Below are 22003 nucleotides of genomic sequence, written 5' to 3'. Positions count from 1 at the left end.
CAGGGGAGGTCCCCGGTGCGGCACCTGAGCTACGGCGACGTCGAAGCTGCCACCGAGCGGATCGCCGGGCGCGTCCGACGCGTCGTCGTCGCCGCGGTCGACTGGCCCGCGCGGCCCGGCGAGCTGTGGCTGGCGCTGGAGCACATGCAGCACACCGGTTCCTTCAAGGCCCGCGGTGCCCAGAACTTCATCCAGGCGCACCGCGACGCCGACGCCCTCCCCGAGGCCGGGGTGACGATCGCCTCCGGCGGGAACGCCGGGCTGGCGTGCTCCTGGGCCGCCCGGCAGCAGGGCATCACGGCCACGGTCTTCCTCCCGGAGAACGCGCCCGCGGTGAAAGTGGCGAAGCTGCGCTCGTTCGGCGCAGATGTGCGCCTGGTCGGAGCGGACTACGCCGAAGCGCTCGCCGCTTGCCGGGAGTTCGCCGCCGAGACCGGTGCCCTCGCCTCGCACGCCTACGACCACCCGCTGATCGCCGCGGGCGCGGGGACGTTGCTGGAGGAGATCCACCGGCAGCTCCCGGACCTGGACACCGCGGTGGTCGCGGTGGGCGGCGGTGGTCTGTTCGCCGGGGTGGCCACCGCCGCCCAGCAGCACGGCATCCGGGCCGTGGCGATCGAGCCGGAGAACTGCCGGGCGCTGAACGCCGCGCTGGAGGCAGGCTGCCCGGTCGACGTCCCCGTGGACTCGATCGCCGCGGATGCCCTGGGCGCCCGGCGAACCTCGGAAATGGCGCTGCACGCCGCTCAGCAGAGCAACGCGCGTTCCGCGCTCGTCGAGGACAGCGAGATCATCCGCGCCCGCCAAGCGCTGTGGGATCACTACCGCATCGTCGTTGAGCACGGAGCCGCCACGGCCCTGGCCGGGCTCACGAGCACCGCGCGCAACCGCGGATATCGCCCCAGCGGTGACGAGAAGGTCTGCGTGGTGCTGTGCGGGGCCAACACAGACCCCACCGGCCTGGCCGCTGCGCGCTGAGCGGGCGCCGCCGGACTTGACCTCCACCTAGGTCGAGGTTCGAAGCTGATGGCGCGACCAGTCGCCGACCACGTGGAGCCCCCGATGAACCCTGATCACATCGTGTTGCCGGACATCACCCGAACCGACGTCGGCACGATCCTGGTGAGCCCGTGGCTGGTGGGCACGCCGGAGCGGCAGCGCGCCGCGGTGGACGCGACGATCGAGGAGTGGAAGGTCGCGCCCCGGCCGGACGCCTTCCTGTCGCTGAACTGCTTCGTGAGCCTGGACGGCGAGGCGGTCCTGAACTACGCGCAGTGGACCGACGACGAAGCGCACCGCGAGTTCGTGCGCACCTACCGGCCGACCCTGGTGCGCGGCATCGACGAGGCGGTCCCGGGCATCGAACGGCCGGGACTGGTCAGGTACCGCCTGCGCGCCAGCACCGCCGCCACGGACCGGCCGGAGGGCGAGATCATCGCGGTGTTCGCCCGGGACACCGACGGGTTCGAGCACGCGGAGCGGCTGGTGACCGAGGCGCGGGCCCGGCTCGGAACCCCGCCGGACCTCCTGCCGGGCCTGCGGGCGGCGCACTTCCACATCAGCACCGACGGCAGCCGGGTGCTGATCTACGAGGAGTGGGCCGACGAGCGCAGCGCGGCCACCAGCCCCAACCACGGCCCGGGCGAGCCCACCGGCAACCTCTACCGGCTCCGCCGCAGCCTCACCCGCCACCACCTGTGACGTGAGGAAGGGAACCTTCCTGTCACCGCCGGGCCTGCGGCGCCGAGCCGTCGGCGAGGAAGGGCACCTTCCTGCCATCTCGGCGGCCACGCGAGGAAGGGAACCTTCCTGTCACCGCTGCCGCGGACCGGTGGTCCCGGGTCGTGAGCATGGGAACCTTCCTGTCACCGGAGCCGGGCCCGGTCAGGCAGGCCGGTAGACCAGCAGGACGTTGCCGGACCGGAAGGTCGTGGTCCGCAGGAGTTCGAGCTGAACCTGGCCGCCCAGCGTCGGGAACGCCGAGACGCCTTCGCCGAGGAGGACCGGGAACACGATCACGCGCAGCTCGTCCACCAGCCCGAGCTCGAGCAGGCTCGCGGTCAGCTGCACGCTGCCGAACAGCGCGATCTCCTTGCCCGGCCGGTGCTTCAGCTCACCGAGCGTCGCGGCGAGGTCGTCGCGGCGGACCAGCGTCGTGTTGTTCCAGTCGGCCCGCTCCAGGGGCGACGACACCGCGATCTTGGGCACGCTGTTCATGAACTCGATGACCTCGGGGTCGCCCTCGGTCGCGTTCGGCCAGTGCGCGGCCATGTGCTCGTAGGTCTCGCGCCCGAACACCAGCGTGTCGATGTAGGCGTCCTGCCGGTTGGAGAAGTTGAAGAACTTCTGGTCGACGTGCGGGAAGTCAAACTCCCCGGTGGTGCGCTTGTAGTAGCCGTCGAGGCTGATCCCGGTGAACGAGACGAGCTTGCGCATGCGAGGCGGTCTCCTGCTGCGCGTCGGCCCGCGGAGCCGAGTTCGACTGATTGCAAACCACAATCGGTCGGGAGCAACGATCGCGCGCGTTGTGCAATCGATCTCGCGAAGCGCTCGGCAGCGGCCGGACGCGGGGCGGGAACCGCGAAGCCCCGCTGATGCGGAAAGAGCCCTGCCGCCCACTCGCGTGGTCAGGTCAGGGCTCATCCGACAGCGGCTGGCGCCGTCTACTCGTCGTCGGCGTCGTCGCGGGCGAGGAACGTGGCCAGCCGTTCGGTGGCGTCCTCGAACTCGGGGTTCTGGTCGACGAAGGCGCGCATCCGATCGGCTACCCACGACAGGGTGACCGAGTCGTCACCGCGACGGTCTTCCAGCTCCTCGATGCCGCGGTCGGTGAAGTACACCGCTTCCTCCTAGGGGGTTTCACGTTCTGGCCGGTGGGATCAGGGTTGGCCAGAACAGAAGAGTACGAAACGCGATCCCGGCGCAGTGCGGGGGAACCGCGTCGCCCCCGGCACGAGAAAGCGGGCCGCCGGTTCCGGGGAACCGACGGCCCGCTTCAAGGGTGGATCAGATCAGGCGAAGGCGTTGCGCACGACCTCGGCCTGCTCGACCTCGTGGACCTTGGCCAGACCGGTGGCCGGGGCGGCCATCGGACGACGCGAGACCCGCTTGAGCTTGCCGACCAGCTGCGGGAACAGCTCCGGCAGCGCCAGGCCCAGGAACGGCCAGGCACCCTGGTTGGCCGGCTCCTCCTGGGTCCACCGGATGTCGGTGGCGTTCGGGTACCGCTCCAGCAGCGCGCCCAGCTTGCGGTGCGGCAGCGGGTACAGCTGCTCCAGCCGGACGATCGCGGTGTCGGTGATGCCCTCCTTGTCGCGGTGCGCGGCCAGCTCGTAGTAGAGCTTGCCGGTGCACAGCACGAGCTTGCGGACGTTGGCCGGGTCCGGCTGCGTCGGGTCGTCGATCACCGAGGTGAACTTGCCCTCGGTGAAGTCCTCGACCGGGCTGGTCGCGGCCTTCAACCGCAGCATCGACTTCGGCGTGAACACCACCAGCGGGCGGTGGATGCCGTCCAGCGCGTGCCGCCGCAGCAGGTGGAAGTAGTTCGCCGGGGTCGACGGCATCGCCACCGTCATCGAGCCCTCGGCGCACAGCTGCAGCCAGCGCTCGATGCGACCGGAGGTGTGGTCCGGGCCCTGGCCCTCGTGGCCGTGCGGCAGCAGCATGACCACGTCGGAGCGCTGGCCCCACTTGGCCTCACCGGACGAGATGAACTCGTCGATGATCGACTGCGCGCCGTTGAAGAAGTCGCCGAACTGCGCCTCCCACAGCACCAGGGCGTCCGGGTTGGCCACCGAGTAGCCGTACTCGAAGCCCAGCGCCGCGAACTCCGACAGCGCCGAGTCGTACACCAGGTACTTCGCCTGGTCCTCCGACAGGTTCTGCAGCGGGGTGTACTCGGTGTTGTTCTTGCGGTCGATCAGCACCGAGTGCCGCTGGCCGAAGGTGCCGCGGCGGCTGTCCTGACCGGTCAGGCGGACCGGGCGGCCCTCCATCACCAGCGAGCCGAACGCCAGCAGCTCGCCGAACGCCCAGTCGATGCCGCCCTCGCGGCCCATCTTGGCGCGGCGCTCCAGCACCGGCTTGACCCGCGGGTGCGGGGTGAAGCCCTCGGGCAGGTTGATCTGCGCCTCGGCGATGCGCTCCACGGTCTCCCGGGAGATCGCGGTCGCCAGGCCGCGCGGCACCTGCTGCTCGGACTCCACCGACGGGCTCGGCGCCGGCGGGTGCTTCTCCAGCTCGCGGACCTCGTTGAACACGTGCTCCAGCTGCGCCGCGTAGTCCTTCAGCGCCTTCTCGGCCTCCTCGACGGTCATGTCACCGCGGCCGATCAGGGACTCGGTGTAGACCTTGCGGACGCTGCGCATCTTGTCGATCGCGTCGTACATCTTCGGCTGGGTCATCGACGGGTCGTCGCCCTCGTTGTGACCGCGGCGCCGGTAGCAGACCATGTCGATCACGACGTCCTTGCCGAACGCCTGGCGGTACTCCACGGCCAGCTTCGCGACCCACACGCAGGCCTCAGGGTCGTCGCCGTTGACGTGGAACACCGGGGCGCCGATCATCTTCGCCACGTCGGTGCAGTACTTGCTGGAGCGCGAGTGCTCCGGCGCGGTGGTGTAGCCGACCTGGTTGTTGACGATCACGTGCACCGTGCCGCCGGTGCGGTAGCCCCGCAGCAGCGACAGGTTCAGCGTCTCGGCCACCACGCCCTGACCGGCGAAGGCGGCGTCGCCGTGCAGCAGCACCGGCAGGACGGTGAAGCCCTCCTGGCCCTTGTCCAGGATGTCCTGCTTGGCGCGGACGATGCCCTCCAGCACCGGGTCCACGGCCTCCAGGTGCGACGGGTTGGAGGTCAGCGACACCTTGGTCTCGCCGTCGCCGAACATCCGGAAGTACTTGCCCTCGGCGCCGAGGTGGTACTTCACGTCACCGGAGCCGTGCGCCTGGCCCGGGTCCAGGTTGCCCTCGAACTCCCGGAAGATCTGCGAGATCGGCTTGCCGACGATGTTGGCCAGCACGTTGAGCCGACCGCGGTGCGGCATGCCGATGACGACCTCGTCGAGCCCGTGCGCCGCGGAGGTGTCCAGCACCGCGTCCAGCAGCGGCACCACGGTCTCCGCGCCCTCCAGCGAGAACCGCTTCTGCCCGACGTACTTGGTCTGCAGGAACGTCTCGAACGCCTCGGCCGCGTTGAGCTTCGACAGGATGTACTTCTGCTCGGTCGGGTCCGGCTTGGTGTGCGGCTTCTCGACCCGCTGCTGCAGCCACTCGCGCTCGTCGGGCTCCAGGATGTGCATGTACTCCACGCCGACGGTGCGGCAGTAGGAGTCGCGCAGCACGCCCAGCACGTCGCGGAGCTTCATGTGCTCCTTGCCGGCGAACCCGCCGACGGCGAACTCCCGGTCCAGGTCCCACAGCGTCAGGCTGTGCGACAGGACGTCGAGGTCCTCGTGCCGCCGCTGCCGGTAGTTCAGCGGGTCGATGTCGGCCATCAGGTGACCGCGGGTGCGGTAGGCGTCGATCAGCTCCAGCACCCGGGCGGTCTTGTCGACCGCGCCCTCCGGGATGTCCTGCGTCCAGCGCACCGGCTCGTACGGGATGCGCAGCGACGCGAAGATGTCGTCGAAGAAGCCGTCCTCGCCCAGCAGCAGCTGGTGGACCTTGCGCAGGAAGTCACCGGACTCCGCGCCCTGGATGACCCGGTGGTCGTAGGTGGACGTCAGCGTCACGATCTTGCTGATGCCCATGTCGACCAGGGTCTTCTCGCTGGCGCCCTGGAACTCGGCCGGGTAGTCCATCGCCCCGACGCCGATGATCGCGCTCTGCCCCTTGGTCAGCCGCGGCACCGAGTGGTTGGTGCCCGACGGGCCGGGGTTGGTCAGCGAGATCGTGGTGCCCGCGAAGTCGTCCGCGGTCAGCGAGTTGCTGCGCGCCTTGCGGATGATGTCCTCGTAGGCCTGCCAGAACTGGTAGAAGGTCATCTCCTCGCAGCCCTTGATGGAGGCGACCACGAGGTTGCGCGACCCGTCCTTGCCCGGCAGGTCGATGGCCAGGCCCAGGTTGACGTGCTCCGGCGTGACGGCCGCGGGCTTGCCCTTGGCGTCCTCGCCGTAGTGGCGGTTCATGTTCGGGAAGTCCTTGATCGCCCGGACCAGCGCGTAGCCGATCAGGTGGGTGAAGGAGATCTTCCCGCCCTTGTTCCGCTTCAGGTGGTTGTTGATGACGATGCGGTTGTCGAACAGCAGCTTGGCCGGGACCGCGCGCACGCTCGTCGCGGTCGGCACGGTCAGCGACTGGTCCATGTTCTTGGCGATCGCAGCCGCCGCACCGCGCAGCGTCTTGACCTCGCCCGCGGCCTGCGGCTCCTTGACCGGAGCGGCCTTCGCGGCCTGCTGCGGGGACGGCTTGGGCGCGGCGGTCGGCTTGCTCGCCGGGGGTGCGGCTGGCGTGACCTGACCGTTGGCCGCGCCGCGCGTCGCGGTGGCCGTGGTGGTCGGGGCCGCTGCAGCGGCGGCCGCAGCAGCGGTGTTGTCGGTGGCTGCCTGACCCGGCTTGTAGTCGGCGAAGAATTCGTGCCACGCCGAGTCTACGGAAGTGGGATCTTGGAGGTACTGCTCGTACATCTCCTCGATCAACCACTCATTGGGGCCGAACTGTGACGCAGGGCTGCTGGACACGGCTGGCGTTCGCCTCGATCCATATGCTCGTGATTTACAGACACACTCGGGTACCAGGCTAGCGGTCCGATTCGCGAGGTTGACACACAGGACGGCCGTTCGGCTGACGACCTCGGTCACAAAATCGATCAGGAAAGCCCAGCTTGCGGGGGTTAAGCCCGGTTCGGCTCACGCGAACGATCAACGGCCGCACGTAGCATGCCTCACTTGCGGTTGGCGTCGCTTGCTAGTACTCCATCTGGGTTGTCGCCCGTCACCAGTATGACGTTTCAACGACACGCTGTGTTCCCGACCCGTGGCCAACTCTCCCGAACCCCGGAACGCATCGCATCGTGCGCCCCACCAGCCACGACGGCCACTCCTCGCGGTGCCCGCTCCGTCGCGGAGCGTGGCAGGAAGGTTCCCATCCCCACGTCCGGGCACCGGGTGTGACAGGAAGGTTCCCATGCTCGCGGCCCGCCGCCCGGCCGCGCCCATGACAGGAAGGTTCCCTTCCTCACGCCGCCGGGGTGGCAGGAAGGTTCCCTTCCTCCTGTCACCGGGCGCGTGGATGACAGGAAGGTTCCCTTCCTCGCCGGACAGCCGGGTGCTGCTGGGGGCGGGGTGACAGGAAGGTTCCCATCCTCACCTCGCCGTCAGGCGATGTTGGACGTGCCAGCGGTCTCGTGCCGGGTGCCGGTCGCGTCGGCCGCTCGCCAGAGGCGCGCGTAGTGGCCGTTCGCGGCGAGGAGCTCGGCGTGCGGGCCCTGCTCGACGATCCGGCCGTCGTCGACGACCACGATGCGGTCCGCGCGGGCGGCGGTCGCCAACCGGTGCGCGACCACGAACGTGGTGCGCTTTGCGGCGAGCTGGTCACTGGCTGCGATCACCATCGACTCGGTGGCCGGGTCCAGCGCCGCGGTCGCCTCGTCGAGCAGCAGGACGTCGGGGTCGACCAGCTCGGCGCGGGCCAGCGCGACCAGCTGCCGCTGACCGGCGGACAGGCCTCGGCCGCGCTCGCCGACCTGCTGGCGGAATCCGCTGGTCAGCATCGCGATCCCCGGCAGCGCGCCGACCGCCCGCGCCGCGCCCTCCACCTCGGCGGGGGCGGCGTCCGGCCGCGCGTAGGCGATGTTGTCCGCGACGTCCCCGGTGAACAGGTGCCCCTCCTGCGGCACCACCGCCAGGCGGCGGTGGAACGCGGCCAGGTCGTAGCGGCGCACGTCCACCCCGTCGATCAGCACCGCGCCGTCGCTGACGTCGTAGAACCGCGCGATCAGCTTGATCAGCGTCGACTTGCCCGCGCCGGTGGCGCCGACCAGCGCGACGGTCTCACCGGGGCGCACCCGCAGCGAGACGTCGCGCAGCGCGTACTGCTCGGTGCCGGGGTAGCGGAACGACACCGACCGCAGCTCGACCGCACCGCTGAGCCGCTCGGGCACCGGCGTCGGGTCGCTCGGCGCGGGCACGGAGGTCGGGGTGCGCAGCAGGTCGCCGATGCGCCGCAACCCGACCTTCGCCTGCTGGTAGCCGTCGAAGACGCCGGACAGCTGCTGCACGGGAGCGAAGAACAGCCCGAGGTAGAGCAGGAACGCGACCAGCACCCCGGGGGTCAGGTCACCGGAGGCGACCCGCGCGGCACCGACGCCGAGCACCGCGGCCTGGGCGACCTCGGACAGCAGCGCGACGAACGGGAAGTAGGTGGCGATGTAGCGCTGGGCGCGCAGCCGCGAACGGCGGTAGGCGTCGCTGCGCTGCGCGAACACCTTCGCGGCGTGCCCCTCGCGCCGGTGCGCCTGCGCCACCCGCATCCCCGAGACGTTCTCCTGCAGGTCGGCGTTGACCGTGCTGACCCGCTCGCGCGCCTCGGCGTAGGCGATCGACGAGACCCTGCGGAAGATCACCGTCGCGACCAGCAGCACCGGCAGCACCGCCATCGCGACCAGGGCCAGCGAAGCGTCGGTGACCAGCAGCGCGCCCGCGATGCCGAACAGCGTGAGCACGCTCACCACGAACGTCGCCAGCCCGGTCTGCAGGAACGTCGACAGCGCGTCGACGTCGGTGGTCATCCGCGTCATGATCCGACCGGCCAGCTCGCGCTCGTAGAAGTCCAGCCCGAGCCGCTGCAGGTGCGCGAAGCTGCGCATTCGCAGCAGGTAGAGCAGGGTCTCGCCGGTCCGGGCCGTGACGACGGTCTGCAGCTTGACCACCAGCCACCCGACGCAGACGATCACCGCGGCCAGCGCGGTCGCCCACCACAGCACGTCGACGTGCCTGGTGCCGACACCGCCGTCGATGCCTTGGCGCACCAGCGACGGCAGCGCGATCGAGGTCAGCGCGTCCCCCGCGACCAGCAGCACGGTCAGCAGCAGGCCCCAGCGGATCGGCCGCAGCAGCCGCGACAGCTTGAAGTCCGGGTCGGGCGCGCTGGGGTCCTCTCCGCGCAGCTCCGGCTCGTCGGTCGCCGGTGGCAGCTTCCGGATGCCCTCGACCAGTTCCGGGGTCGGCGGCATCGACATGGTCCCCATGCCGCGCGATCCGCTGACCGCAGCGGCGACGGGCTCCGGCTCCTCCGGCTCCGGCCACAGCTCGGGGGTGATGCCGGTGCCGTTCGAGGTGAGCTGTCCGTCGCGCCGGTTGTCGATGGACTCCCCGGGACCGGCCAGCAGCGAACGGAACAGCTCGCAGCGCTGCGCCAGCTCCTCCTCGGTGCCGACGTCGACCACCCGGCCCTCGTCCAGCACGGCGATCCGGTCGGCCAGCGCGAGCGTCGAGCGGCGGTGCGCGATCAGCAGCGTCGTGCGCTGGGCCGTCACCGAGCTCAGGGTGTCGTGGATCGCGGCCTCGGTCGCCGGGTCGACGGCGGACGTGGCGTCGTCGAGCACCAGGATCCGCGGGTTCGACAGCAGCGCCCGGGCGAGCGCGACGCGCTGCCGCTGACCACCGGAGAGGGTGAGGCCGCGTTCGCCGACCTCGGTGTCGTAGCCGTCGGGGAGCGAGGTGATGAACTCGTGCGCCTCGGCGGCCTTGGCCGCGGCGATCACGTCGGCCTCCGACGCGTCCGGACGGCCGTAGGCGATGTTGCCGCGGATGGTGTCGGAGAACAGGAACGCCTCCTCGAACACCACGCCCACGGCGCTGCGCAGCGAGTCCAACCGCAGGTCGCGGATGTCGTGGGCGGCGGCACCGTCCTCGGCGGGCCGGATCGCGATGCTGCCCGAGTGCACGTCGTAGAAGCGCGGCAGCAGCAGCGAAACCGTCGACTTGCCCGAGCCCGCCGGGCCCACCAGCGCCACCGTCTCACCAGGCCGCACCAGCAGCGAGGCGTCGGAGAGCACGGGTTGGTCCCGGGTGTAGCCGAACGTCACGCCGTCGAACCGGACCTCCAGCGGGCCGTCCGGCAGCCGCACCGCATCCGGCTTCTCCTGCACCTCGGGCTGCGAGTCGATCAGCTCGTGGATCCGCTCCACACCGGCGCGGGCGAGCTGCGCCTGGATCACCACGCTCGACAACATCCGGGCCGGACCGGCCAGCATCGCCACGTAGCCGGCGAAGGCCACGAACGTGCCCAGGCTCACCTGCTCCTGCAGCACCATCCAGCCGCCGAGCCCGAGCACCCCGACCTGCCCGGCGGAGGGCAGCGCGGCCAGGCTCGCCGCCGGGGTGGAGGTCATGCGGGCGGCGCGCAGCCGCTCGCCGAACAACCGCCGGGCCCGGGTCTCCAACCGGCCGACCTCGCGGTCCTCCTGCCCGAAGCCCTTGACCACCCGAACGCCGGTGACCGTCTCCTCGACGTGCTGCGCGATGTCGGCGGCGCGCTGCTGCGCCGACCAGGTCGCCGGGAACAACCGCTTCTTGCTGCGCGCGGAGACCACCGCGATCAGTGGCGCCACGACCAGCGACACCACGGTGAGCAGCGGCGACAGCCACAGCATCGCGATGATCGCGAACAGCGCGAGCACCGCGGTCCCGGCGGCCAGCGGCAGCATCGACAGCAGCGAGTTCACCAGCTGCAGGTCGCTGATCGACCGCGACACCACCTGCCCGGTGCGCAGCGCGTCCTGCTTGCCCCCGTCCAACCGCTGCATCGCGGCGAACACCGCTCGGCGCAGGTCGTGCTGCACGTCCAGCGCCAACCGCCCCGCGCTGTAGCGGCGGACGAACGCCGCGCCGAAGCGGAACGCGCCGAGCACCAGCAGCGCGACCACGATCCACCACAACCGGTCGGTGGTGTGCGCGATGGCGTCGTCCACCGCGAGCTTGGTCAACAGCGGAACCAGGGCCTCCAGGCCGACAGCGGTGACCGACGCACCCATCGCCAGCGCTAGGGCGACCGGGTGCCGTCGACAAGCGGCGAAGAGGCGACGGATCCAACCACCGGATGACGGGCGGGGATTACCGGAGTCGCTCACACCGCCAGGTTATGCCGCCCCACCGACCGCGCAGCCCGCCCGAACCCCCGGTGTGACGTCCGACCAGTGGAGCAGGGGAACCTTCCTGTCATCGGAGCCGTCGGCGGTTGACAGGAAGGTTCCCTTCCTCACGTCAGCGGGCACGTGGGTGACAGGAAGGTTCCCTTCCTCACGTCAGCGCGCACGCGCATGACAGGAAGGTTCCCTTCCGCAGGTCGGGGTCAGGCGATGTCGCGCCGCTGGTTCGCCCACCAGCCACCGGCGACGAACACCGCGGTGTAGGCCAGGAAGGTCAGCAGGCTCGCCCACCAGGGGTGCCCGTAGTGGCCGCCGAAGAACACGTGCAGGACCTCGAAGGCCACCCGCGGCACGTCGGGCTCGTCCGGTCCGGCCACCGCCGTGATGAACAGCGGCACCGCGAGGTTGGACACGATCCCGTTGCCCGCCGCGCCCGGCAGGTACGGGCCGATGCCGGGGACGTTGGAGCCCACCAGCGCCATCGAGAAGATGAACTCGACGACGAACTTGTAGACCAGCGGCAGGATGATCGCCAGCACGGCGTTCGCGACGAGCGCGCCGAACCCGACGCCGAGCAGCGTCCACAGCACCATCGCGAGCACGCAGGTGCCGCCGACGCTCAACCAGTCGCCGATGTCACCGAAGTTCCCGAGGTCCTGGCTGGCGCCGAGCAGTCCGCCGAGGCTCGCGCACAGCACGTTGACCAGCCCGTACCCGGCCCCGATGGCCGCTGCCGCGATCAGCTTCGCGACGAGCACGGCGCTGCGCGGGTTGCTGGTCAGGAAGCTGGTCGTGATGGTCCTGTTCCGGTACTCCCCGGCCACGGACAGCGCCCCGAACAGGGCGCCGAAGATGGTGCTGAAGTTCGCCGACATGGCCACCGACAGCAGGGCCAGCGGCACCGGCCGGTCCAGCTGCTGGACGCTGTTGATGATCCCGACGAAGGTGGTGCCCATCCACCCGGCGCCGAAGCCGATCACCGCCACCGGGATGAGCAGCGCCCACCACAGGTTGGTCGTGAAGGTCTTGCGGAACTCCGCCCTGATCAGCGCGCCCATCACCCGTTCCCCCCGAGTCCGCGCTGGTCACCGTGCTGCGGCCCGACCGGCCGCGCCCACGCCTGGGCACCCGGCCCCGCCTGCGGGACGCCGGTGTACTGGCCGTTGGTGAGCTGGAAGAACAGCTGCTCCAGACCGATCCGCTCGTCCTGCATGCCGTAGAGCGCGATCCCGGCCTCCAGCGCGAGGTCGGCGACGGTGCGGGAATCCGCGTCCAGCACCGCGACCCGGCCGTCCGGCAGGTACTCGACGCGGTAACCGGCTTCCTGCAGCTTCGCGGCGAGCGCACCGGGGTCCGCGGCCTGCACCAGGGCGCGGGACTGCTGGGCGGCGCGCAGCTCCTCGATGCTGCCGTCGTAGACGCACCGGCCGCGGCTGATGACCACCAGCTGGTCCACGGTGTGCTCGATCTCCCGGAGGAAGTGGCTGGACATGAGCACGGTGCGGCCGCTCGCGGCGAAGGCCTTCAGGAAGTTGCGCAACCAGGCGATGCCCTCCGGGTCGAGCCCGTTGGCCGGTTCGTCCAGCACGAGCACCTGCGGATCGCCGAGCAGCGCCGTGGCCAGCGCCAACCGCTGCCGCATGCCCAGCGAGAACCCGCCGGGCTTGCGCTTCGCCGCCGGTGCCAGCCCGACCAGCTCGAGCGCCCGGTCGGCCTGCTCGTCCGGCACGTTCATGGCCGCCGCGTAGCAGCGCAGGTGGTTCTGCGCGCTGCGGCCCGGGTGGAAGCTCTGCGCGTCGAGGACGGCGCCGATCACCGAGGCCGGGTTGGGCAGCTGCTGGAACGGCAGACCGTTGATCGTGGCGGTGCCCGCGGTGGGCGTGACCAGGCCGAGGATCATGCGCAACGTCGTGGTCTTCCCGGACCCGTTGGGCCCGAGGAACCCGGTAACCGTGCCTGGCCGCACCGTGAAATCAAGGTTCTGGACCGCGGTCACCGGCCCGTAGCTCTTGCTGAGACCTTGCACGGTGATCCGGCCGCTGCCGTCGTGCACACGCCCTCCAACTCCACCTGTTCACCCGTCGCCGCCCATCCTGCCGGACGGGGACGGGGCGCAGGTGCGGAGTGGTCGTTTTCGATCCCAGCGCACAGCGGCTACGGCCACTGGATCCCGCGGTCGACCACCGAGGCGCGGTGGATCTTGCGGTGATCGGTTTCGAGGTGCCCGCCGACGGGCGGTTCGCCGGGCGGGCCGCCGGTCAGGTCCGGGCGGATGAACTCGTCGGTGTCCCAGTCGCTGGGGCCGTTGCCCGCCGAGGAGACGATCGGGTGCGGGATGACCTCGACGTCGGCTTCCGCCTGGACCGGTTTGCGGCGCACCTTCCGCCGCAGCGCGTCCAGCCGCGTGGTGCGGGCCGGTTTGCCGGAGTGGTCGCCGATGAGCTGGCGGTGCGCGGTCAACCACACCGTGCACGGCCACGGGCGGCTGCGCAGCGTCCCCTGGCACGACGGGCACCGGCCGTCCTCGCCGGGCTGGTGCTCGTCGAGCAGCGCCTTCAACCCGGAGGTGAGCCGGTAGAGCTCGGCGCGGGCGACGGGCAGGAGCACTTCGGGTGCGTCGTCGGCCACCACCCGATCCAGGTTGTCGAGCCGGTCGAGAACGGCCTTGCGCAATGCCGTGTCCACCACTTCGCCTCCCGTCGCAGTTGCGTTGCGCAGCCCGCCGGACGGGGCCAGCGGGCTGGTCCTAACGGGTGACATCGGCAGGAGGGGGCCACGCCTGCACGGGCAGGGCACCGCGCTCACTCCATCGGGTGGTTATCGATTCGGCTCGAAAATGCCCGCCGAGTGGGTGCTCGCGTCGTCGGCAAATGGGCGATCGTGGCCTACACTGACGGTGGCGGCCTGCTCCCGGTGACCCCCAGGCTGGTTGAGCGGGCCGCCCCGTTCGGCTGTTTGAGGCCTCTTCGCATTCGCCGCCCACCGCGTGCGCCATTTCCCGTGATCACCTGCACCCGACTGGACCAACCAGCCCGGGCCGTCTCCGCGCGCCCGCATGCGACGCGAGCAAGGGAACCTTCCTGTCACAACGCGGCCCTGCTGACCTGAGGAAGGGAACCTTCCTGTCATCCGCGCCCCTGATCACGCGAGGAAGGGAACCTTCCTGTCACCGGGGTGCGAGCACGGGAACTTTCCTGTCGCGCGGTGGCCGCCCGAGATGCGACGAACCCCGCCGCCGACGAGCGGCAGCGGGGTTCGTTCGGGGGAGCGGGTCCTCAGGACAGGACGTCGCTGATCGGGGTGCTGGTGCGGCCGTGGGCCTCGGCGACCGGGGCGTTGACCAGCTTGCCGTCGTGGGTGTTGAGCCCGGCCGCCAGCGCCGCGTCCGCCCGGCAGGCCTGCTGCCAGCCCTGGTCGGCGATCCGCAGGACGTAGGGCAGCGTGACGTTGGTGAGCGCGTGGGTCGAGGTGTTGGGGACCGCGCCCGGCATGTTCGCCACGCAGTAGAAGACCGAGTCGTGCACGCGGTAGGTCGGGTCGTCGTGCGTGGTCGGGCGCGAGTCGGCGAAGCAGCCGCCCTGGTCGATCGCGATGTCCACCAGCACGCTGCCCGGCTTCATCTCCGACACCAGGTGGTTGGACACCAGCTTCGGCGCCTTCGCACCCGGGATCAGCACCGCGCCGATCACCAGGTCGGCGGCGCGCACCGCCTGCTCGACGCTGTAGCGGTTGGAGGTCACGGTGCGGATCTGGCCGTGGAAGTCGCGGTCGATCTCGCGGAGCTTGTCCACGTTGGTGTCCAGCAGCTCCACGTCGGCGCCCATGCCCATCGCGACGCGCGCGGCGTTGAGGCCCGCGACACCGCCGCCGATCACCACGACCCGCGCCGGGTGCACACCGGGAACACCGCCCGGCAGCACGCCGCGGCCGCCGCTGGGGCGCATCAGCGAGTAGGCCCCGACCTGCGGCGCGAGCCGACCCGCGACCTCGCTCATCGGCGCGAGCAGCGGCAGGCTGCCGTTGGCCGTCTGCACCGTCTCGTAAGCGATGCCGGTGATGCCGGAGTCCAGCATCGCGTCGGTGAGCTCCGCGGAGGCTGCCAGGTGCAGGTAGGTGAACAGCACCTGGTCGCGGCGCAGCCGCGGGTACTCCTCGGCGATCGGCTCCTTGACCTTGAGCACCAGCTGGCCCTCGGCCCACACGTCGTCGGCGCTGGGCAGGACCTTCGCGCCCGCGGCGAGGTAGTCCTCGTCCGGGATCGAGGAGCCCGCACCCGCGTTGGCCTCGACGAAGACGTCGTGCCCGCGGCTGCTGAGCTCGTGCACACCGGCGGGGGTGATCGCGACCCGGTACTCGTTGTTCTTGATCTCGCGCGGCACGGCGATCTTCACGGCGGAATCCTTTCGTCTCCTGCGTTGCGCACAACGATCCGCCGCCGATGCCGGGGGCGCATCATTCCCACGCGATGAGATTGCCCCGCCCCGTTTGTGCTCGCAGCACAACGCGGCCCCTGCCGCGGAGCCGGGTGACGGAGCGCCCTCGCAGCCCGATCCGCGCCGGTGATGACAGGAAGGTTCCCTTGCTCGCACGGGCTGCGCTGACGGAGTGCGATGAGGTGACAGGAAGGTTCCCTTCCTCGCGTGGCCTGCGCTGACGGAGTGCGCCGGAGTGACAGGAAGGTTCCCTTGCTCGCGTGGGCTGGGCCGACGGGGGCGGCGGGATGACAGGAAGGTTCCCTTCCTCAGGTCCGGCAGTCGGTGACAGGAAGGTTCCCCTGCTGTCAGCCGTGCTGGGCCCAGCTCTCGGCGAGCAGTTGGACGAGGAGGGCGGAGCGGACGTCCGGGTCGTCGAGGTCGATGTCGACGAGCTGGGTGAGCCGCTTCATCCGGTACCGGAAGGTGTTCGGGTGCACGCGCAGCTCCCGGCTCGCCTGCCGCGGGTCGCCGGGGTGGCGCAGCCAGGCGCGCAGCGTCGCGAGGTATTCGGTGCCCTGGGTGCGGTCGTGCTCGCGCAGGAGCGCCAGCGGTCCCAGCGAGCCGATCCCCGCGTCGGTCGCTGCGCCCGCCATGCGGCTGAGCACCAGCAGGTGCCAGTAGTCCTCGTAGACCGCCACCCGCTCCTGCAGGCGTCCGGTGCGCAGCAGGCTCACCAGCTCTTCGGCCTGCGAGCGCGACTGGTGCAGTTCGGCGACCGCCACCGCCGTGCCCACCGCGATCAGCGGGCGCGGCGACATGTCGTGCGAGGCGAGCGCGGTGCGCAGTTCCAGCCAGCCGCCGCGGTCGCGGTCCGGCACCACCGCGTAGAGCATGGCGCCGATCTCGGTGACCAGCGGTCGGCGTCCGATCCCGCGCGTGATCCACTCCCACAGCGCCAGCCGGTGCCCCTCGGCGGGACCGGCCGAGGCGGGCATCTCGATCGCGATCACCCGGTGCGGCTCGTTCGGCACCGCCAGTTCGTTGGCCGCGACCCGCCAGCCCTCGCCGCCTTCGAGCAGCAGCCGCACCTGCTCCGCGCTGTGCCGCCGCTCGGCGTCCGCGACTGCACGCCACCGGAGCAGCTGCAGCGCGACGAGGGGAGCGGTGTCGGCGAACGCCGTCGCGCGTTCCTCGGAGACCTGGTCGGGCACCACCGCCCACATCGAGCCGAGCAGTTCTCCGCCCATCCTGATCGGCACCACCAGCCGCGGCAGGGTGCCGTCCTGCTGGGCGGGCACGAAGATCGCCGAGCTGCCCTTGCTGAGCTTGCGGAACGTGCCGCGCGCCCGGAACTTGGCGAGCACGTCGTCGGGCTGCCTGCGGCCCATGATCGTCGAGACCCGCGCGGGATCGGTGAGGTCCTGCCGGGCCGAGTAGGCGAGCACCTGGGAGTGCGCGTCCTCGATGGTGACCGGCGCGTCCACCACGTCGGCCACCGCATCGGCGAGCCGGAACAGGTCGCCGACCCCGGTGCTGCGCGCGTCCGCCTCGTCGATGCCGGTCCGGGCCAGCGCCGCCCGGATCAACCAGACCAGCTGCGCCCAAGCGGTCTCCGGCCGGACCTCGACCAGGGCGACGCCAGACTCCTCGGCCGCCGCGGTGATGCGCTCGTCGGCGGAGACCGGCGGTTTCAGCAGCACCGCCGCCGCACCCTGGTCGCCGCAGATGCGCACCAGCGCCGCCGCCTGCTCGCGGTCCGCGACCGCGACGCCCAGCACGAGGTCGCCGTCGACCACCGTCGGGTGCTGGTCGGGTTCGGCGATGACGACGTCGCCGACGCACGCGGGCGACTCCGGGACGACCACCGCGCGCAGCAGGGTCGGTCCGACCCGGTCGACCAGCGCCCGGACGTCCAGCATCACCGGCCTCCTGAGAACTCGTTCTTCCGTCTTCGTCGCGCGCTGGCGCCGAGGTTCCGCTGCCGCGCGGGACGCCTCGGCCGGACGGGCTCCGAGAGCATGAGGCCGCCTGGCCGCGGACCGGGGGAGGGCATTGTGGCACCAGAGCGGGCCCGTTTATCGTTGCTGGGCACGTAGACAATCGCATACCGGCCGTCGACCCCGTGCGGGAGAGACCTCGCACCAGCTGCGGGGCGCCGAAGGAGCAAGACTCCCCACAAACTCTCAGGCACCCATGACCGTTCGGGCTAGGCAACTCTGGAAAGCGCGCGCCAGCGTTGACGCGCCACCCACGGTGCAAGCCGCTGAGCTGCGGCGAAGCTCTCAGGTCCCGAAACAGAGGGGGAGGCCCAGCACATTCCGGGCGCGCCCGCGCCCTCCAGACCGCTTTGGAGCCTCCCACCATGTCCCTGCCCGAGAACCTGCGCTACACCGAAGAGCACGAGTGGATCGAGGACCGCGACGACGTGGTCCGCATCGGCATCACCCAGCACGCCGCGGACGCGCTGGGCGACATCGTCTTCGTGCAGCTGCCCGAGGTCGGCGAGCAGATCGAGGCCGGTCAGACCTGCGGTGAGCTGGAGTCCACCAAGTCCGTCAGCGACCTGTTCGCGCCGGTCACGGGTGAGGTCGTCGCGGTCAACGAGTCCGTCGTGGACGACCCGGCGCTGGTCAACGCCGAGCCGTTCGCCGGGGGCTGGCTGCTGGAGGTGCGCGCCACCGCGACCGGTGCTGTGCTCACCGCCGAGCAGTACGCCGGACTGATCGAGCAGTAGCGGAGCCGGGCAGCAGCGGAGGCGATCAATGGCGATCAGTGTCTTCGACCTGTTCTCAGTGGGCATCGGACCGTCCAGTTCGCACACCGTGGGCCCGATGCGGGCGGCCAAGCGATTCGCGCGGCGACTGCGCGACGCGGGCCGGTTGCCGCAGGTCACGCGGGTCAAGGCGGAGCTGTTCGGTTCGTTGGGGGCGACCGGGCACGGGCACGGCAGCCCGAAGGCGGTGCTGCTGGGCCTGGAGGGCCACAGCCCGGAGGTCGTCGATCCGGCCGCGGTCGCGGACCGGGTCTCCGAGATCGGCGCGACGGGCCGGTTGCGCCTGGACGGGACGCACGAGATCCGGTTCAGCTCGGACCGCGACCTGGTGATGCACCGCCGCAGGTCGCTGCCGGTGCACCCGAACGGGATGCGGTTCACCGCGTTCGCCGGGGACGTCGTCCTGGACAGCGCCGAGTACTACTCGGTGGGCGGTGGTTTCGTCGTCGACGAGGACGCGACCGGGGCCGACCGGATCAAGCCGGACGAGACCGAGCTGCGGTTCCCGTTCCGCACCGGCGCGGAACTGCTCGACCGCACCGCGGAGTCCGGGCTGTCCATCAGCGGCGTCATGCTGGCCAACGAGCTGTCCTGGCGCGGCGAGGACGCGGTCCGCAAGGAGCTGCTGGAGATCTGGCAGGTGATGCGGGAGTGCGTGGACAACGGCTGCCGCAACACCGGTGAACTGCCCGGCGGGCTGAAGGTCAAGCGGCGCGCGGCGGAGCTGGCCGCGTCGCTGACCGGGCAGGACGATCCGCTGGAGTGGGTCACCTTGTTCGCGCTCGCGGTCAACGAGGAGAACGCGGCCGGTGGGCGGGTGGTGACGGCCCCGACCAACGGGGCGGCGGGCATCGTCCCGGCGGTACTGCACTACTACACCCGTTTCGTGCCCGGTGCCGACGACGACGGCGTGGTGCGGTTCCTGCTCGCGGCGGGGGCGGTCGGGGTGTTGTTCAAGGAGAACGCCTCGATCTCCGGCGCCGAGGTCGGCTGCCAGGGCGAGGTCGGTTCGGCGTGCTCGATGGCCGCGGCAGGGCTGGCCGAGGTGCTCGGCGGGACGCCGCGCCAGGTGGAGAACGCCGCCGAGATCGCGATGGAGCACAACCTCGGGCTCACCTGCGACCCGATCGGCGGGCTGGTGCAGATCCCGTGCATCGAGCGGAACGCGGTGGCCTCGGTCAAGGCGATCACCGCGGCGCGGATGGCGCTGCGCGGCGACGGCAACCACTTCGTCTCGCTGGACAAGGTGATCAAGACGATGCGGGAGACCGGCCGCGACATGAAGGTCAAGTACAAGGAGACCGCCCGCGGCGGGCTCGCGGTCAACGTCATCGAGTGCTGACCCGGCGCGGGCGGTGCGAGGAGGGGAACCTTCCTGTCACCGCCCGCGCCGCTGACGTGAGGAAGGGAACCTTCCTGTCAGCCACGTGCGTGCTGAGGTGAGGAAGGGAACCTTCCTGCCACCACCGGCGGGCGGGCAACCCTGCAGAACGCCGATGCCGGTCCGATGTGCGGGGTGCCGTGTCCCGTGCCACATCTGGATTGCGCCCGATTGAGTTGTGCACAACTTAGTTGTGGGCTACTGTCTCGGGTATGGCTGACTCGGAGGCGCGGTTGACGTTGGACCGGCAGTTATGCTTCGCGCTCTACAGCGCTTCGCGCGCTTTCACCAACCTCTACCGGCCGTTCCTGGGTGAGCTCGGGCTCACCTATCCGCAGTACCTGGTGATGTTGGTGCTGTGGGAGCGCGAGTCGCTCGCCGTCAAGGAGCTGGGCGCGGCGCTGCGGCTGGATTCCGGCACGTTGTCCCCGCTGCTGAAGCGGCTGGAGGCGCGGGGGTTGGTCGTGCGGGAGCGCAGTTCGGACGACGAGCGGTCCGTGTTCGTCGCGTTGACCGGCGAAGGACGAGATCTGAAGGAGCGCGCCCGGGAGATCCCGGGGCGGATGCTCGCCGCGACCGGTCTGGAGCTCGACGGAGTCGTCGAGCTGCGGTCCACATTGGAGCAGTTGACCGCCGCGCTGGACGCGGCGGCGGAAGCGCATGCCGAATCGAAGCAGGAGTCGCAGCGATGACAGTTCTCTACACGGCGGAAGCGACAGCAACCGGTGCTGGGCGTGACGGGCACACCCGGTCTTCGGACGGTGTCCTAGACCTGGACCTCGCAGTGCCGAAGGAGTTGGGCGGGCCGGGTGGTGCCGCGACCAACCCCGAGCAGCTGTTCGCCGCCGGGTACGCGGCGTGCTTCCACAGCGCGCTGCAGCTCGTCGCCCGTCGCGCGAAGGTCGACATCACCGGTTCGCAGGTGACCGCCCAGGTCGGCATCGGCCCCAATGGCAACGGCGGTTACGGCCTCAGCGTCGGCCTTGTCGTCGACCTGCCCGGCGTGCCGGGGGAGCGGGCTCAGGAACTGGCCGCGGCGGCCGACGAGGTCTGCCCGTACTCGAACGCGGTGCGCGGCAACGTCGAAATCGACCTGCGGGTGGCCTGAGCTCAGGAGAACAGCACGTAGGCCAGGCCTGCGCCGCCTGCCAGCACCGCCAACGCGGTCACCGCGGCTGGCAGCGCGGCGCCGGGGAGGGGCGCGCGTTCGCGCAGGCGGCGTTCGCTGTGGAGGTGGCGGCGCCAGACCAGCCAGCTGATGGCGAGGCCGAGCGGCAGCGTGAGCAGCGCGCAGATCAGCGCGGCCAGGGCGCTCTCGTGGCCGATGAGGCGCAGGAGAACCAGCAGCCCCACGACGAACGCGAGCGTCGTCCGCAACCATGCCAGGGTGGTGCGCTCGATCTGCAGGCCCGGATCCCACGGGCCGTCGGGCCGCTCCGACATGATCAGATCCCGGTGACGAACAGCAGGACGCAGGCCGCCACCCCGATCACGCCCAGCCCGTACCCGAGCACCGGGGCCAGGCGCGGCGCGGGCAGTGGGCGTCCCTTCCGCAAGGCGCGTTCGGTGGTCATCCACCGGGTGAAAGCCGTTGCGCTGCACAGCACTCCGGCGAGCAGCAGCGCCACCGCCAGCGCTGTCCGGAGTGGATTCGGGTGGCCGGTGACCGCGTTGAGCGCTTCGATCCCGACGCCGCCCGCCATCAGCGCGAGCGCGGTGCGGATCCAGGCCAGGAAGGTGCGTTCGTTGGCGAGGGTGAACCGGGGGTCGGGTTCCTCGCCCTGCGCGTAGAGCTGCTTGGGCCAGCGCGGATCGCGATCTTCCCGGTCGGTTGCCATGCGCCCACGGTAACCCGGGTGCGGAGCGTGACGGCAGCGTCGGGCCCCGCGCGGCGCGGGGCCCGACGCGCTGGTCAGAAGGCGAACACCTTGCCGGTGGAGGCCTCCGCGATGCACTTGTTCGAGTAGGTCTTCTCGAAGGCGACCGGCCGTCCCTGCCAGTAGCCGCGCGCGGTGTAGGTCACCGGCTGGTGGATGAGGGTGCACATGGCCTGCCCTTCGCCGAGCAGGTTGAGGTCGCCGTCGACCGCGGAGAGCGTCTGGCACGCGGACTTGGCGTGCGGGTGCGAGCCACCCACCGGATGACAGCTCAGCACCGCGGTTCGCGGCGCCTCGCCGCGGTTCTCGGTGCTGACGGTGAGGTTCAGCGTGCTCCAGTTCACGTCGGCCGCGGGTTCCGCGTTGGCCAGCGCCGGGACGAGTGCGGTGCCCGCGAGGGTCGCTGCGGCGAGGAAGATGCGGCCGGTGAGCCGTGTTTCAACCATCTCGTCAATCCTCCTGGGTTTG

The 22003-nt window shown here is 70.9% G+C and carries 18 protein-coding genes and 1 riboswitch; of the genes, 6 read left to right on the top strand and 12 right to left on the bottom strand.

From position 1 onward, the window contains the following. Positions 1-15: 15 nt before the first annotated feature. Positions 16-978, top strand: a complete 963-nt coding sequence (locus tag F1721_RS17820) for a threonine/serine dehydratase (protein ID WP_150067813.1) — start codon at positions 16-18, stop codon at positions 976-978. Between the two features lie 84 nt (positions 979-1062). Continuing rightward, complete coding sequence (locus F1721_RS34470) at positions 1063-1701, top strand: antibiotic biosynthesis monooxygenase (protein WP_170301520.1); 639 nt, start codon at positions 1063-1065, stop codon at positions 1699-1701. Positions 1702-1884: 183 nt separating this feature from the next. Here F1721_RS34470 and F1721_RS17810 read toward each other — a convergent pair whose 3' ends face one another. From F1721_RS17810 to F1721_RS17775, 9 genes are all read right to left on the bottom strand, one after another. Continuing rightward, a complete protein-coding gene (locus tag F1721_RS17810) occupies positions 1885-2436 on the bottom strand; it encodes a dihydrofolate reductase family protein (protein WP_170301519.1) in 552 nt (183 codons plus the stop codon). 227 nt (positions 2437-2663) lie between these two features. Beyond that, positions 2664-2840, bottom strand: a complete 177-nt coding sequence (locus F1721_RS34465; RefSeq protein WP_093157878.1) for a DUF6104 family protein — start codon at positions 2838-2840, stop codon at positions 2664-2666. A 171-nt stretch (positions 2841-3011) separates the two neighbouring features. Further along, entirely contained in the window at positions 3012-6626 is a 3615-nt protein-coding gene (locus F1721_RS17805) for a multifunctional oxoglutarate decarboxylase/oxoglutarate dehydrogenase thiamine pyrophosphate-binding subunit/dihydrolipoyllysine-residue succinyltransferase subunit (protein WP_246155108.1), read from the bottom strand. Positions 6627-7315: 689 nt separating this feature from the next. Beyond that, positions 7316-10975: an ABC transporter ATP-binding protein gene (locus F1721_RS17800; RefSeq protein ID WP_150067810.1), complete on the bottom strand. Its 3660-nt coding sequence runs from the start codon at positions 10973-10975 to the stop codon at positions 7316-7318. A gap of 317 nt (positions 10976-11292) precedes the next feature. Further along, positions 11293-12147 carry an ABC transporter permease subunit gene (locus tag F1721_RS17795; RefSeq protein WP_150067809.1) on the bottom strand — a complete coding sequence of 285 codons (855 nt, stop codon included), beginning with the start codon at positions 12145-12147 and terminating at the stop codon, positions 11293-11295. Then, the gene (locus tag F1721_RS17790; protein ID WP_150067808.1) at positions 12147-13142 is read right to left on the bottom strand and encodes an ABC transporter ATP-binding protein; all 996 of its coding nucleotides are present in this window, start codon (positions 13140-13142) and stop codon (positions 12147-12149) included. The genes F1721_RS17795 and F1721_RS17790 overlap by 1 nt, the downstream gene beginning before the upstream one ends. A 101-nt stretch (positions 13143-13243) precedes the next feature. Next, entirely contained in the window at positions 13244-13774 is a 531-nt protein-coding gene (locus F1721_RS17785; RefSeq protein WP_150067807.1) for a hypothetical protein, read from the bottom strand. A gap of 590 nt (positions 13775-14364) precedes the next feature. Continuing rightward, positions 14365-15480: an alanine dehydrogenase gene (ald, locus tag F1721_RS17780; RefSeq protein WP_150067806.1), complete on the bottom strand. Its 1116-nt coding sequence runs from the start codon at positions 15478-15480 to the stop codon at positions 14365-14367. A gap of 389 nt (positions 15481-15869) precedes the next feature. Then, positions 15870-17423, bottom strand: coding sequence for a PucR family transcriptional regulator (locus tag F1721_RS17775; protein ID WP_150067805.1), 1554 nt, complete (start codon positions 17421-17423; stop codon positions 15870-15872). A gap of 196 nt (positions 17424-17619) precedes the next feature. Beyond that, positions 17620-17714, top strand: a riboswitch (glycine riboswitch). 152 nt (positions 17715-17866) lie between these two features. Here F1721_RS17775 and gcvH point away from each other — a divergent pair. The 4 genes from gcvH to F1721_RS17755 all read left to right on the top strand — a co-directional run bounded on the left by gcvH (position 17867) and on the right by F1721_RS17755 (position 20766). Beyond that, a complete protein-coding gene (gene gcvH, locus F1721_RS17770; protein ID WP_150067804.1) occupies positions 17867-18238 on the top strand; it encodes a glycine cleavage system protein GcvH in 372 nt (123 codons plus the stop codon). Positions 18239-18266: 28 nt separating this feature from the next. Next, positions 18267-19619, top strand: a complete 1353-nt coding sequence (locus F1721_RS17765; protein ID WP_150067803.1) for an L-serine ammonia-lyase — start codon at positions 18267-18269, stop codon at positions 19617-19619. 251 nt (positions 19620-19870) lie between these two features. Continuing rightward, complete coding sequence (locus F1721_RS17760; RefSeq protein ID WP_150067802.1) at positions 19871-20350, top strand: MarR family winged helix-turn-helix transcriptional regulator; 480 nt, start codon at positions 19871-19873, stop codon at positions 20348-20350. Further along, positions 20347-20766: an organic hydroperoxide resistance protein gene (locus F1721_RS17755; protein ID WP_150067801.1), complete on the top strand. Its 420-nt coding sequence runs from the start codon at positions 20347-20349 to the stop codon at positions 20764-20766. Before F1721_RS17760 ends, F1721_RS17755 begins: the two co-directional genes overlap by 4 nt. Positions 20767-20768: 2 nt before the next feature. Here the strand turns inward: F1721_RS17755 and F1721_RS17750 are convergent, their stop codons facing one another. The 3 genes from F1721_RS17750 to F1721_RS17740 form a co-directional block, all read right to left on the bottom strand. Continuing rightward, positions 20769-21101: a DUF202 domain-containing protein gene (locus tag F1721_RS17750; protein ID WP_211840505.1), complete on the bottom strand. Its 333-nt coding sequence runs from the start codon at positions 21099-21101 to the stop codon at positions 20769-20771. A gap of 2 nt (positions 21102-21103) precedes the next feature. Next, entirely contained in the window at positions 21104-21496 is a 393-nt protein-coding gene (locus tag F1721_RS17745) for a YidH family protein (protein WP_150067800.1), read from the bottom strand. A gap of 74 nt (positions 21497-21570) precedes the next feature. After that, positions 21571-21981, bottom strand: coding sequence for an SSI family serine proteinase inhibitor (locus F1721_RS17740; RefSeq protein ID WP_150067799.1), 411 nt, complete (start codon positions 21979-21981; stop codon positions 21571-21573). Between the last annotated feature and the right edge of the window lie 22 nt (positions 21982-22003).

The sequence above is a fragment of the Saccharopolyspora hirsuta genome, assembly GCF_008630535.1.
Lineage (GTDB): Bacteria > Actinomycetota > Actinomycetes > Mycobacteriales > Pseudonocardiaceae > Saccharopolyspora > Saccharopolyspora hirsuta.
Note: the sequence above shows the minus strand (reverse complement) of the source record. Positions and strands in the feature narration are given on the sequence as shown.